Origin of the sequence: Amylibacter sp. SFDW26 (assembly GCF_009184395.1) — a bacterium.
Lineage (GTDB): Bacteria > Pseudomonadota > Alphaproteobacteria > Rhodobacterales > Rhodobacteraceae > Amylibacter.
Genome location: NZ_WEIC01000004.1, coordinates 89,211 through 102,620, shown reverse-complemented (window position 1 = coordinate 102,620; position 13,410 = coordinate 89,211). Strand labels below are relative to the sequence as shown.

General features: G+C 45.0%; 14 protein-coding genes. 10 read left to right on the top strand and 4 right to left on the bottom strand.

The window, feature by feature from the left end; translation table 11 throughout:
• Window positions 1–21: 21 nt before the first annotated feature.
• The 7 genes from fabB to F9L33_RS12110 are packed head-to-tail and all read left to right on the top strand — an operon-like array spanning window position 22 to window position 7,395.
• Entirely contained in the window at window positions 22–1,248 is a 1,227-nt protein-coding gene (gene fabB, locus F9L33_RS12140; protein ID WP_152143067.1) for a beta-ketoacyl-ACP synthase I, read from the top strand.
• On the top strand, window positions 1,241–2,029 hold the full coding sequence (locus F9L33_RS12135; protein WP_152143066.1) for an enoyl-ACP reductase: 789 nt from the start codon (window positions 1,241–1,243) through the stop codon (window positions 2,027–2,029). Before fabB ends, F9L33_RS12135 begins: the two co-directional genes overlap by 8 nt.
• A 58-nt stretch (window positions 2,030–2,087) precedes the next feature.
• Window positions 2,088–2,777 carry a haloacid dehalogenase type II gene (locus F9L33_RS12130; protein WP_152143065.1) on the top strand — a complete coding sequence of 230 codons (690 nt, stop codon included), beginning with the start codon at window positions 2,088–2,090 and terminating at the stop codon, window positions 2,775–2,777.
• Window positions 2,778–2,782: 5 nt separating this feature from the next.
• The gene (locus F9L33_RS12125) at window positions 2,783–3,763 is read left to right on the top strand and encodes a threonine/serine dehydratase (RefSeq protein WP_152143064.1); all 981 of its coding nucleotides are present in this window, start codon (window positions 2,783–2,785) and stop codon (window positions 3,761–3,763) included.
• Window positions 3,760–4,959 (top strand): endonuclease/exonuclease/phosphatase family protein, encoded by a 1,200-nt coding sequence (locus F9L33_RS12120; RefSeq protein ID WP_152143063.1) that lies wholly within the window; start codon window positions 3,760–3,762, stop codon window positions 4,957–4,959. The genes F9L33_RS12125 and F9L33_RS12120 overlap by 4 nt, the downstream gene beginning before the upstream one ends.
• Before the next feature lie 10 nt (window positions 4,960–4,969).
• Window positions 4,970–5,773 carry an alpha/beta hydrolase gene (locus F9L33_RS12115; RefSeq protein WP_152143062.1) on the top strand — a complete coding sequence of 268 codons (804 nt, stop codon included), beginning with the start codon at window positions 4,970–4,972 and terminating at the stop codon, window positions 5,771–5,773.
• A gap of 53 nt (window positions 5,774–5,826) precedes the next feature.
• Entirely contained in the window at window positions 5,827–7,395 is a 1,569-nt protein-coding gene (locus F9L33_RS12110; protein WP_152143061.1) for a trimethylamine methyltransferase family protein, read from the top strand.
• Window positions 7,396–7,445: 50 nt separating this feature from the next.
• Here F9L33_RS12110 and F9L33_RS12105 read toward each other — a convergent pair whose 3' ends face one another.
• Window positions 7,446–8,660 carry a BCCT family transporter gene (locus F9L33_RS12105; protein ID WP_152143060.1) on the bottom strand — a complete coding sequence of 405 codons (1,215 nt, stop codon included), beginning with the start codon at window positions 8,658–8,660 and terminating at the stop codon, window positions 7,446–7,448.
• A gap of 180 nt (window positions 8,661–8,840) precedes the next feature.
• On the opposite strand from F9L33_RS12105, the gene betI reads away from it, so the two are divergent.
• Window positions 8,841–9,422 (top strand): transcriptional regulator BetI, encoded by a 582-nt coding sequence (gene betI / locus F9L33_RS12100; protein ID WP_152143059.1) that lies wholly within the window; start codon window positions 8,841–8,843, stop codon window positions 9,420–9,422.
• 6 nt (window positions 9,423–9,428) lie between these two features.
• Here the strand turns inward: betI and F9L33_RS12095 are convergent, their stop codons facing one another.
• Window positions 9,429–9,908 (bottom strand): lytic transglycosylase domain-containing protein, encoded by a 480-nt coding sequence (locus tag F9L33_RS12095; RefSeq protein WP_152143058.1) that lies wholly within the window; start codon window positions 9,906–9,908, stop codon window positions 9,429–9,431.
• A 199-nt stretch (window positions 9,909–10,107) separates the two neighbouring features.
• Between F9L33_RS12095 and F9L33_RS12090 the strand changes: the two genes are divergently transcribed.
• On the top strand, window positions 10,108–10,308 hold the full coding sequence (locus F9L33_RS12090; protein WP_152143057.1) for a glycine zipper family protein: 201 nt from the start codon (window positions 10,108–10,110) through the stop codon (window positions 10,306–10,308).
• A 7-nt stretch (window positions 10,309–10,315) separates the two neighbouring features.
• Here the strand turns inward: F9L33_RS12090 and F9L33_RS12085 are convergent, their stop codons facing one another.
• Complete coding sequence (locus F9L33_RS12085) at window positions 10,316–11,092, bottom strand: helix-turn-helix domain-containing protein (protein WP_152143056.1); 777 nt, start codon at window positions 11,090–11,092, stop codon at window positions 10,316–10,318.
• A gap of 131 nt (window positions 11,093–11,223) precedes the next feature.
• On the opposite strand from F9L33_RS12085, the gene F9L33_RS12080 reads away from it, so the two are divergent.
• The gene (locus tag F9L33_RS12080) at window positions 11,224–11,652 is read left to right on the top strand and encodes an excinuclease ABC subunit A (protein WP_152143055.1); all 429 of its coding nucleotides are present in this window, start codon (window positions 11,224–11,226) and stop codon (window positions 11,650–11,652) included.
• A 55-nt stretch (window positions 11,653–11,707) separates the two neighbouring features.
• Here the strand turns inward: F9L33_RS12080 and F9L33_RS12075 are convergent, their stop codons facing one another.
• Window positions 11,708–13,300: an isocitrate lyase gene (locus F9L33_RS12075; RefSeq protein ID WP_152143054.1), complete on the bottom strand. Its 1,593-nt coding sequence runs from the start codon at window positions 13,298–13,300 to the stop codon at window positions 11,708–11,710.
• Window positions 13,301–13,410: the final 110 nt, after the last annotated feature.

Sequence of the window (13,410 nt, the reverse complement as noted above, 5' to 3'; positions counted from 1 at the left end):
CCCAAATAAAGGAGCACGCTAATGCGCCGTGTCGTTATCACAGGTTTGGGGATTATTTCCTCAATCGGGAACAATACAGAAGAGGTTCTAGCCTCTTTGAAAAATGGAACGTCTGGCATCAGTGCCGCAGAAGACTACAAAGAGCATGGATTTCGCAGCCAAATTCACGGCATGCCATCTATTGATCCAGTAGAGCACATCGATAAGCGTCAGATGCGCTTTATGGGTATGGGTGCTGCTTATAACTTCCTAGCCATGGAACAAGCTGTTGCAGACAGTGGGTTGGAAGAGAACGAAGTTTCTAACGAACGCACAGGTTTGGTAATGGGGTCTGGCGGCCCGTCAACGATCAACCTGTTCAATGCACATAAAATCGTCATCGAAAAAGGCGCCCCAAAACGTATGGGTCCATTCATGGTGACACGTGGTATGTCGTCAACAAACTCTGCTTGTTTGGCGACCCCGTTTAAAATCAAAGGCGTTAACTATTCCATCACATCAGCCTGCTCAACATCAGCACATTGTATTGGCAACGGCGTTGAGCAAATCCAACTTGGTAAGCAAGACATTGTGTTTGCTGGTGGTGGTGAAGAATTGGATTGGACATTGTCCTGCTTATTTGATGCGATGGGTGCGATGTCTTCTAAATACAATGACACACCGACAGAAGCTTCTCGAGCGTTCGACGCAAACCGCGATGGTTTTGTAATTGCTGGTGGCGGTGCGGTTGTAGTTCTAGAAGAGCTTGATCACGCACTTGCGCGTGGCGCCAGAATTTATGCAGAAGTTACTGGTTACGGTGCTACATCAGACGGCCACGATATGGTTGCGCCATCTGGTGAAGGTGGTGAACGTTCTATGAAGCTTGCAATATCCACAATTGGTGAACGCAAAGTCGATTACATCAACGCACACGGCACATCGACACCAGCAGGTGATGTAACCGAAGTTGAAGCTGTTCGCCGTGTATTCGGAGAAGAATCAACACCACCAATCAGTTCAACCAAGTCTTTGACTGGTCACTCATTAGGTGCAACAGGTGCGCAAGAAGCCATCTATTCACTTCTTATGATGCAAAACAACTTTATCGCAGCTTCTGCAAATGTGACAGAGTTGGATGAAAACCTGAAACCTGAAGAAATCGTAACAACACGTCGTGACAATGTGGAGCTAGATACAGTTATTTCCAACAGCTTCGGCTTTGGTGGCACAAACGCGACCCTAGCAATGAGTAAATACCATGGCTGATCTTATGAAAGGCAAACGCGGCCTTGTAATGGGCGTAGCTAACGACAAATCAATCGCTTGGGGCATTGCATGCGCTATGGCTGCTGAAGGCGCTGAATTGGCATTCACATTCCAAGGTGAAGCTTTTGAAAAACGTGTGCGCCCATTGGCGGAAAGCCTCGGGTCAAACATTGTTTTAGAAGCAGACGTTCAAGATGATGCTTCTCTTGGTGCTTTGTTTGCATCTTTAGAAAAAGAATGGGGCAAGTTTGATTTCTTGATCCACGCCATTGCTTATTCTGACAAGAATGAACTGACAGGTCGTATTGTTGATACATCTCGCGCGAATTTCAAAAATTCTCTAGATATCTCATGTTATTCTTTGATTGAGGTTGCACGTCGTGCGAAACCATTGATGAAAGACGGCGGGACAATCCTTACGTTGACATATCAAGGCTCTAACCGTGTCACCCCTTATTACAACGTAATGGGTATCGCGAAAGCCGCTTTAGAAAGTGCTGTGCGCTATTTGGCCAACGACCTTGGTCCAGATGGGATTCGTGTTAATGCAATCAGCCCAGGCCCAATGCGGACATTGGCAGGCGCGGCTATTGGTGGTGCACGCAAAACGTTCAAAGCTACACAAGCAAACTCACCTTTACGGGCAAATGCAACATTGGAAGCAGTGGGCGGTACAGCCGTTTATCTGGCTTCTGATTACGGCGAATGCACAACCGGTGAAGTCATCTGTGTGGATGGTGGTTATCACGTACTTGGGATGGCCCAACCTGAAAATCTGTAAGGTTCCCCATTCCATTCTAAAAGCGCATGTGTAAAGCTCCGCTCAAGGAGAGTTACACATGCCAATTACCACCTGTATTTTCGACGCATACGGCACGTTATTTGATGTAGCCGCCGCAGCACGCCAAGCTGCATCTGAGCCAAATCGTGAAGCTTTTGCAAAGGTTTGGACAAAGGTCGCCAATGATTGGCGTTTAAAGCAACTTCAATACACGTGGTTGCGTGCTGTTATGGATGCACATGCAGACTTTTGGGACGTCACACAAAATGGTTTGGATTACGCACTAGAAGCGAGCGGGCTATCTGGCGATACTGAATTACGTGAACGTCTTTTAGCACTTTATTGGGAATTAGACGCCTACGAAGAAGTTCCAGAGATGTTAACTGCTTTAAAATCAGCGGGGTACAATACTGCGATCCTATCCAACGGATCCCCTAAAATGCTAGATGGCGCAGTGCAATCTGCTGGTGTTGGGGATGTCTTGGATGATGTACTAAGCGTTGAAGATGTCGGTATATTTAAACCTGCTCCAGTCGTTTACCAGATGGTATGTGACCGTTTTAACTGCACACCAGATCAAGTGCTATTCGTCTCTTCAAACGGCTGGGACGCGGCGGCCGCTTCAAAATTCGGTTTCCAAACTGCGTGGGTAAACCGCGCAGGAGAACCACAAGATAAATTGCCATGGACGCCTCGTGAAGTATTAAAAACACTCCATAAAATCCCAAACCTTGCCAAAGAGTTTTAACGTTTATGAGCAGTTATGAAATGATCCAGGCCGCCGCCAAAAGAATTGGCAGTAAAGCAATAAGAACACCTCTTTTATCCTCGCCCTTTCTGGATGAAATTGCAGAGCGCAAAGTCTATGTCAAAGCAGAATGTTTACAGCATACAGGATCTTTCAAGTTTCGCGGCGGTTGGTCAGCCGTTTCTGCAATACCAGAAGCGGATCGTAAATGTGGTGTGATCGCATTTTCATCTGGCAACCATGCACAAGGTGTTTCATTTGCAGCAAAAGAACACGGTATTCCAGCTGTTATTATCATGCCGTCAGATGCCCCAAAAATCAAAATTGAGAACACCAAAGCATTCGGCGCTGAAGTCGTTTTATTTGATCGTTTCAATGACGACCGTTTAGAAATCGCCAATAAAGCAAACGCAGGGCGTAATATGACCTTGATCCAACCGTTCGATAATAACGAAGTCATAGCGGGGCAAGGTACAGTTGGATTAGAAATTGCAGAACAAGCCAACGATGCCAATATAGATGCCGCAGATGTTTTGGTTTGCTGCGGAGGCGGTGGTTTAACGTCTGGTATAGCATTGGCGTTAGAACGAGATGCGCCATCTTATACGATGCGCACATGCGAACCTGCGGGATTTGATGATGTTGCCCGATCACTTGTAGCGGGCGAAATCAAACAAAACGCGCCAGCCACATCAATTTGTGATGCGATTTTAACACCCCAACCAGGTGACATCACATTTCCAATAATGAAACGCCTATGTGGAACAGGTCACGTCGTTACTGAAGACGAGTGCCTACATGCAATGGCTCTTGCATTTGAACGCCTCAAAATTGTCATTGAACCAGGCGGTGCTGCGGCATTGGCGGCAGCGCTCTTTCACAGTAAAGATAGTGATAATGATACGATGATTGCCGTAGCAACAGGCGGTAATGTAGACGCAGCTATTTTCCAAATGGCCTTAGATAAATATGGGAGCAAAGCGTGACAGAATTTACGATTGCCAGTTTTAACGTCAAAAATTTAATCGGTGCCAACAGCGAGTATTATCGCTTTGAAGAATACACAGAAGAAGAACACGCTTGGAAAGAAAGCTGGCTGGCGGATCAACTTGTTACGATGGACACAGACATCGTTTGTTTTCAGGAAATTTTCGACCAACCGTCTTTGTATGCAGTGATTAAAGCAGCAAACGAAAGTGGCGAAGCACTGAATGATGAGGTTATTCCAGATCGTTCCAAACGCTACCACCGCAAAGCAATCTTTCGCAAACTCAGCTATACACCCTATGAAGACGGTTCTTTATTCTTTGCGCCCAACGTAAATGATGGTGAACCAGGGCATCGCAGACCTGGCCTGGCTATTCTGTCCCGTTATGGGTTCGAAGGCACACCAGAAGTTATTCAAAAACTTTCCGAACCTCTGGTTATTGAATTTCCAGAATTGGGAGGTGGCCATGCAGGCAACTTCACATTAACAAAACTTTCGCGTCCAATCATCAAAGCACGTATTCGTGTCGGTGGTGAAGTGATCACCGTTTTCAACACCCATTTCAAATCCAAACTTGGCGAGTACCTGACACCAAAAGGTGCACCCTTCTCTCCAGAGGCCGATCTAACGAATTACGATCCAACAGGGCGTGCATTAGGCAGTTTGCGTGCATCGTTACGCAGAACAGCGGAAGCATTGGTTTTGCGCCGTTTGATTGTAGACGAATTAAAGGCAGGGCATCCCGTCATGTCACTGGGTGATTTCAATGACAGCGAACATGCTGTCTCTTCTGAAATTGTGATGGGCGAGAAACCATTTAAGAATTATTCATGGATGCGTCGCCATGATGCCCAGAAAAAGAACGACCGGTATACCCGTGAAGAAAATGAACAAATCCGCGGTGATATTGAAGCAATGCAGTTAGTGAGTGCCGAGAAACTATTCGTACGTAAATCCCTACGTGATATGGTTTATACCTCTGCATTTGGTGGTGTTTATGAAAGCATTGACCAAATTTTGATGTCACGCCATTTCCATCCTGAAAATGAAAATGCTGTTGCTACGATGGAATATTTCTCTGTTCTAAATGACCATCTGACAGACGGCTCGCACCCAGAAGCACCCTACAATAAGTTGGCTTCAGATCACGGGCAAATCATTGCGCACATGCGTCTGTACGACGAAGATCGTTGAGAAATAAAGCATGAAAGATTGGGATGACGAATTTGACAATGTAGGCCATGTGCCAAACGCATTAGGATTCTTTGACATATGGTGTGGTCGCGCCGCTGCATTTCGCAATACTCATACTAAAGCAGAGATAAATCAGCCATATGGTGACATGGAACGCCAAAAATTCGATATGTTCTGGCCAGAGGGAACGCCAAAAGGTTTGGTTGTCTTTATCCATGGTGGTTATTGGAAGCGCTTGGATCGCAGCTATTTTTCCGATCTTGCTGCAGGACCATTAGCACATGGGTGGGCTGTTGCGATGCCATCCTATACCCTTGCCCCCAATGCTTATATTCATGAGATGACGTTTGAAATTGCTCACGCGGTTACAGCCGCAGCAAAGCGCATAGAGGGCCCAATTCGTTTGATTGGCCACTCCGCAGGAGGGCATTTGGCAACGCGTATGATGTGCAAAGACACGTCATTGGATGCATCAATCATAAGCCGTATAGAAAATGTGGTTTCAGTCAGCGGCGTTCATGATCTACGTAATCTTTGCCATACCGAATTAAACGAAGTCTTACGCTTATCCACTGAAGAAGCCATATCAGAAAGCCCTTATTTACAAACGCCACTTTCCAACATTCCATTAAACTGTTGGGTGGGTGCTGATGAGCGGCCAGAGTTTATAAGTCAAACAAAGATACTACATGAGAAGTGGTCAGAACTGGGTGTAGATACAAAGTTAATGATCGAACCGACTATGCACCATTTCACAGTGGTAGACGGTTTAAAGGATATGAATTCTGAAATGGTAAAGGCACTTTTGGGGTAAACCCTTTCAGCTTCTATTATCTTGGCCGTTATTTTTAATGAAACTCTGATCGTATGCTTGATCCGTTTCACTTTGTCATTTCTGATGTTCCAAAGTTTATTAAGGATACGCATGTGGTAAGACGATCGGGAGGACGAAAAGACAGGTTGGCACTGCGCGCAGCGCCGCCAACAACAAACCCTTGCCCTCCTGGACAAGTTGGCGGCTTTTACAAACCACTCAACACAACAGAATTGAAGGCCATCTATAATATGGCCCTAAAATTGCTCTGCGATCTTGGAATTGGAGAAACACCACAGCGGTTAATCGATCTGTTTATTAAGGCAGGCGCCACAGCAAAAGATGACCGCGTGTACTTTCCCAAAGGCCTTGTTGAAGAGGCCATCGATAAAGCAGCTAAAACATTCCCCTTACACGGGCGCGACCCAAACCGCACAATCGAAGTGGGTGGGGATCGTGTGCATTTTGGAACGGGCGGTGCTGCCGTTCAAACCTTGGATTTGAACACCCATGATTATCGCCCTTCAACGTTACAAGATCTCTATGATTTCACACGACTGCAAGATCAATTGGATAACGTCAGTTGGTTCACAAGGTGCTGTGTCGCTACGGATATGGAAACAACATTAGACTTAGATGTGAACACTGTGTTTGCGCTTTTGAAGGGCACGACAAAACCCGTAGCTACCTCTTTCACCGTTGCTGAAAGCATACAACCGATTATAGATATGCTGGATATGATCGAAGGCGGCACAGGTTCATTTTCCAAACGCCCTTATATCAAAGCACATGTAAGCCCATTGATTTCCCCCATGCGATTTGGCGAAGACGCTGTGGATGTGGTTTTCGAATGTATGAAGCATAACATTCCAATCTCAAACATTACCGCCGCTCAATCAGGTGCAACGGCACCAGCAACCTTGGCGGGTTTTTTAGCTCAATCATTAGCAGAGACATTAGCAGCCTTATTGATGGTTCACGTCATCAAACCTAGTTATCCAATGGTGTTTTCAAACTGGCCCTTAGTAATCGATCTACGTACAGGTGCCTTTGCAGGCGGTGGTGGCGAATGCGCCGTGATGAATGCTGCATCTGCACAGCTTTCAAATTGGCTGGGGCTGCCATCTGGTGTTGCGTCTTCGATGACAGATGCCAAAGCTATTGATGCCCAATATGGTGCAGAGAAAGCACTTACATCACTGGCTGCTGGTTTGGCAGGTGGTAACCTTATTTATGAAAGTTCTGGTATGACAGCCTCCCTTTTGGGTGCATCCTTTGAGGCTTTTCTGTTAGACAATGATATGCATTCCGCAATCTACCGCACATTGCGCGGTATAGAAGTGAATGATGAAACCTTAAGTTTTGAAGCCATCGAAGATGCCGTTTTGGGCGAGGGTCACTTCCTTGGTAGTGCAGATACTTTAGCAGCTATGGAGCGCGACTATTATTATCCAGAGTTTGCCGATCGCGACCCGCCTATTACATGGCGCGAAAATGGCCGACCCGATGCATGGGAGCGTGCCCGCGAAGAGGCTAAGCGTGTATTGGTCGAATATCACCCTGAGTATCTAACAACGGATATAGAACGCAAAGTCCGCGATAACTTTAATATCTTGCTATAAAAAAGGCCTACGGGTTTCCCCGCAGGCCTTTGTCGTTTATTCAAACCAGATCAATGCACTTTATTAATCTTATTGAAGTCCAGTTCATTTTGTTCTGGCGATGCTTCGATTGACATAACCTCTTTGCGCTTCGTGAGGAAAATAAACACCACACAGGCTAGGTAAATACCAACAACCACGGCACCGATCCATTGGATTTGCAACCACTGGCTTTTGAACAACAATGTCAGGCCGAACAACACTGCTACATTACCAACAATGTATTTCGCCTTGCCAAAACGCGCTGTTGTGATGGACAGATTATCTGAATACAGGCGGATCAAACTATCAAGTGAGTTGATAACGAATGTAATACCCACAACGATCATCGCACCATTCAACAGGCCAGTCGTATCGATCCCGTTTGCATAGTAGTAATACAAGATCGAGAACCATATCGCCAATGGAATAGATGGGATCACAAGAAGTGCTGCTAATAGATGCTGCGTTTTCATGCCACCCACAAAGCGTGATGTAAATTGACCAATCATGATAGACCAAGCGAACCACCAGAACAGATAGAATTCATGATAATCATTGATCGGCAGAACGAACTTATGGATGTTACCAAAATATCCGCTGATCAGTCCGATTGTTGAGCCCATTTCGCCCAAACCGATACCAGCGTTTGCCCACATCAACAGGATCAAAGCAAGGAATAATACTGTTGAGCCAACACTCAATATACGCACGAACTTGATATCTGTACTGGAATATGCAGCAGCTAAGATCACGCAGAATACGATGACATAGAATGTTGCCACAACCGTTTCACCATCGCCAATTTCTGGGATGTAGAATGGTAAGTAAATCAAGAATAAACTGGCAGTGAAAGCACATGTGCCGATAATAACAAGGTTGTTCAACCATTTCACAATTGGGATCTTAAAGAACTGTACGCGCGGCTCTACGATACAGAAATAGAAGCTGGTAAGGAAATAGAAGCCCCAGATTAAGAAGCCCCAAAATCCAAACTCAATCGCAAGTGGATTGGTAAATCCATATTCAGCGTTCGCCGCATCCGCATAAACCGGGAATTCCCCAAGCGGGAACATGATCAGTCCCACGTCAAGTCCAGATGTAAACAGAATAGCCATAAAGGTGAACAGCGGCACTGGCGTTACACCAACGACCCGCACGCCCCACCACTTGATCACACAAAATACGACCAGCGTCAGCGCAAGTATAATCCCGAAGGATATGATTATTGAAAGTATGGCAGCCATAATGGCGTCCCTCCCCTTTGTTGTGCAGCCTCTCTGTGCTGCGTTTACCTCATCTCCCAATGAGTTCTTATTAATTAGATAGTGATTCTAACTTCATATTTTGCACAAGTGTGCAATTTTTTAGTCACTTGTGTCAAAATTTAATTAGTTGTACAAATATCTCAAATTTTAGAGAGAGCCATGGGCCGCCAAGATATTAAATCAATCCGTCGAGCAGAGCTTATTGATGCTGTGATGATTACAATTCATAGATATGGTTTTGCAGATTTAACCGTTAGCCAAATCGCAAAAGAAGCCGAGACCTCTACGGGAAGTATTCATTATTATTTCGGTGGTAAGGATGCATTATTAGAAGCAACAATGCGGCATCTATTGTCTATCTTAAAAGATGCAATTTCCGTACGTATGCAAGGACAAACCGACCCAAAACAACGACTTATTGCAGTTGTCACAGGCAACTTTGATGCTTTGTTTTTCACAGACCAAAGTACAAGTGTATGGGTTCAATTTTGGGCATACGCACCATACTCACCAAGCTTGGCACGCCTGCAAATGATGAATAAAAACCGCATTCGCAGTAATCTCCGAGCAGAACTAAAACGATTGCTCCCAAAACAATCCGTAGAAACCGCGCGTATCGCCATCCAATCCTATATGGATGGTGTATGGGTTCATGCAGCACAAAGCGGTGTACGGGCAGATGCAAATACTGTTCAAACAGACGCTGTTAAGTTTTTAGAACTCTTATTAGATCGTTCATAACTTCTGTCATTTTTTACGCAATCCTGTTTCCACCAACATACCACGTCGTTTCGCTTCATAATAATACCCACGCGAATACCATTTCACTGCCGTATCATAACTGCCATCTGACAACAGCCAAGCGCCGCGCAAATATTTCACAGCATATTTTAAGTTCGTTTCTGCATCTAACAGATCCATAGGTTTTCCCTGAAACCCCATCGATTTTGCCGTTGCAGGCAATATCTGCATTAAACCATAATAGGGTCTACTAAGCGCTTTAGGATTGTGTCGACTTTCGCGGTGAACAACACGGTGTACCAATTCACGAGGAACTTCATACAAATCTGCATATTTATTTATCAAAACACGCAATTCAGGCGTTTCTTGGGGATGTAATGGGATATCATCTGATCGCAAAACTGGTTTAGGTTCTTCGGCAATGCTACAACCAGCAGCCGTAGTTAAAAATAAACCCAGAATTACACGCCTCGAAAACTTCTGCATAGCCATCTCCTTTTGAGGGACGGTAGACTTTAAGGGCGTTTCAGCAAGTGACGTTTGAAAATACAACAACAAGTCGCCAACAACCGCTCATTTGGCATAATAAAAAACTTATGCTCGATACTTTGATAAACATTATTCAATGTTGATGCACCCAGAGCAAATAAACTCAAATCCGACATTTCAAAGGATACCGTTGAGAATGAAGAATGATGAAAATAACAAAAGCAAAGATCATATTCCAGTTTCATTAGCTCTTGGAACATGTTTGGGACTAGCAGTGGGCCAAGGTCTCTTTAATGACCCTGGAATGGGTCTGGCTATAGGTATGTGTTTTGGCGTTGTCGTTGGCGCTTCTCTTAATCAAAGGCAAAAAAACAAAGATAAACCACCCTCAGATTAACACGACACTATTGGGTGTTGGTCATCATACCAATTAACAAGTCTCGCGTCAGATCATCCGCAGGAAACATCATTTCTATTTTCAGCTCTGACAAAGCAATATCTTCTGCTGTTCCAAACTGACTAAACGTAGAGAAAAACGAAAACACCATCCCATTCGCACGATATCGCGCTGGAATAAACGCAGGTAACACCCCCGTTTCAGGGTGCGTATAATCACCAAGCTGAGCCGTCAATTTTTCAATGGCAGTATCCAAAACTTGATCCCCACCCAAATGGGCACTCTCAGTTCGCAAACGTGCAACGGTATGTGCAATAACCTCATCAATGTTTTCGATTGCATCCCGCACCATTTTATTTTCTGCCAACGCAACAATCATGCTATCCCCTATATTGATGTTCATACCCGATAACAGAAACATGGCAGGCTTATTCATATTTAAGATTGCCCACGATTTATCCATAGCAATTGCTGGGTACGGCGTATGGCGTTCTAGCATCCAATCAACGGCTGATCTGACAGGTTCCATATCTTGCTCTGATAAATCGCGCTTCACATATGCAGGCGCCATGCCAGCGGAATTTAACAATTGATTGCGCGCGGGGCGCGGGACATCCAATTCCTCACACAATCTGAGAACCATCATGCGGCTTGGTTTCGAACGCCCTGTTTCTAGAAAGGAGATATGTCGCGCGGATACATTTGCACTTAACCCAAGATCAAGTTGGCTCATCCGTCGTTGGTTACGCCAATCTTTTAGAGTTTCACCAAATAGATTATCCATACCATCCACCTTTATGCCTATCCTAAAATAGAATAGCGTAAAAAATAACGCGCTGCACTTACCTATGAGGTAATTGTTTTGATGTTTCCCCGTGTGACAAAACAAAGCTGTTCACAACAAACGGAGACAGCATGTCACATTCATCCAGCATCTTTTATCTCAAACTCGCATCAGAAATTTTAATCGGGTTTGGCACCCTCTTCTTTTTCGCCCTTTTCACACCTGTTTCAGTTCTTGCCGAATTCTTCGCTGATCTAGTTTTCTTACCGCTCGATGGCCTGCAAACGTTCAACAATCCTGAAAGTAAAATCTTGATTGCAATAATGAGCGGAATATCCATCGGTTGGGGTATCATGATCTATATGATCACCAACACTGTTTACACCAATGATCCAAAACTCGGAGGTCAAATCATTTTAACGGCGGTTTTGACGTGGTTCATTATAGATAGCACAGCTTCAGTATTAGTAGGTGCATGGTTTAATGCTGTGCTCAATACTGGTTTCTTAGCCATTTTCATCACGCCAATACTCCTTCGGAAAGAAACAGTAGCAGCATAAAGAAAAGGCCCGCAGTTTTCGCTGCGGGCCCTTCAAAGTCTTAAATCAGTTTGGTTTAGCCGAACTGGTTCATTGTGTTGTCTTCACCAGCAGCTTTAAGTGCTGCTTCACCAGCAAAGTATTCTTTGTGGTCATCACCCATGTCTGAACCAGACATGTTTTGGTGTTTCACACATGCGATACCTTGACGGATCTCTTTACGCTGAACACCAGCCACGTAACCCAACATGCCTTCAGCACCGAAGTACTCTTTAGCAAGGTTGTCTGTAGACAACGCAGCTGTGTGGTATGTTGGCAATGTGATCAAGTGGTGGAAGATACCAGCTTCACGAGCAGCGTCCGCTTGGAATGTACGGATTTTGTCGTCTGCTGCATCTGACAATTCTGTGCCATCGTAATCAACTGACATCAAGTTAGCGCGGTCATATGCAGATACGTCTTTGCCTTCTTCTGTCCATGCATCAAATACTTGCTGACGGAAGTTCAATGTCCAGTTGAAAGATGGTGAGTTGTTGTACACCAATTTAGCATTTGGAACAGTTTTGCGAACTTCGTTGATCATCTCACCGATTTGGCCGATGTGTGGTTTTTCAGTTTCGATCCAGATCATGTCCGCACCATTTTGCAATGATGTGATTGAATCTAGAACACAACGTGCAACGCCTGTGTCTTTACGGAACTGGAACAAGTTTGAAGGCAAGCGTTTTGGACGCATTAGTTTGCCGTCTTGTTTGATAACAACGTCGCCGTTACCCATAGTGTCCAAAGTAACTTCGTCACAATCTAGGAAGCTGTTGTATTGGTCACCCAAATCGCCCGGCTCATTCGTCACAGCGATTTGTTTTGTAAGACCAGCACCCAAGCTGTCTGTACGTGCAACAACGATACCGTTTTCAACGCCCATTTCTAGGAATGCATAACGACATGCGCGGATTTTTTGCAAGAAATCTTCGTGAGGAACAGTAACTTTACCATCTTGGTGGCCACACTGTTTTTCATCAGATACTTGGTTTTCGATTTGCAATGCACATGCACCGGCTTCGATCATTTTCTTAGCTAGTAGATATGTAGCTTCTGGGTTACCGAAGCCTGCGTCGATGTCTGCGATGATTGGCACAACGTGTGTTTCGTGGTTGTCGATTGCAGATTGTACTTCAGCAGCTTTTGCAGTGTCGCCAGCAGCGCGTGCAGCGTCTAGGTCACGGAACAAACCGCCCAATTCGCGCGCATCAGCTTGACGCAAGAACGTGTACAACTCTTCGATCAAAGCTGGAACAGATGTTTTCTCGTGCATTGATTGGTCAGGCAATGGGCCGAACTCTGAACGCAACGCAGCAATCATCCAACCTGAAAGGTAAAGGTATTTACGCTTTGTTGTACCGAAATGTTTTTTGATTGAGATCATTTTTTGTTGACCGATGAAACCATGCCAGCAACCAAGTGATTGTGTGTACTGAGATGAGTCAGCGTCATATGCATCCATATCAGCGCGCATGATGTCAGCTGTGTATTTAGCGATATCTAGGCCTGTTTTGAATTTGTTTTGAGCGCGCATACGAGAAACGTACTCTGGGTTGATCGCAGCCCAAGCATTACCATGCTCGCCGATCAGGCTTTGTAGTTCAGCATTATCAGAATCATAAGGCATATTACTGTTCCTTTGGTTGTTGAGTCAGTGGCGACTCGGGAGTTTCTGAGGCTGATTTACGCCTGTCACTTAAAAGAGTCTCCCCTCTCTACGCCCATGCGGCGTTTTTT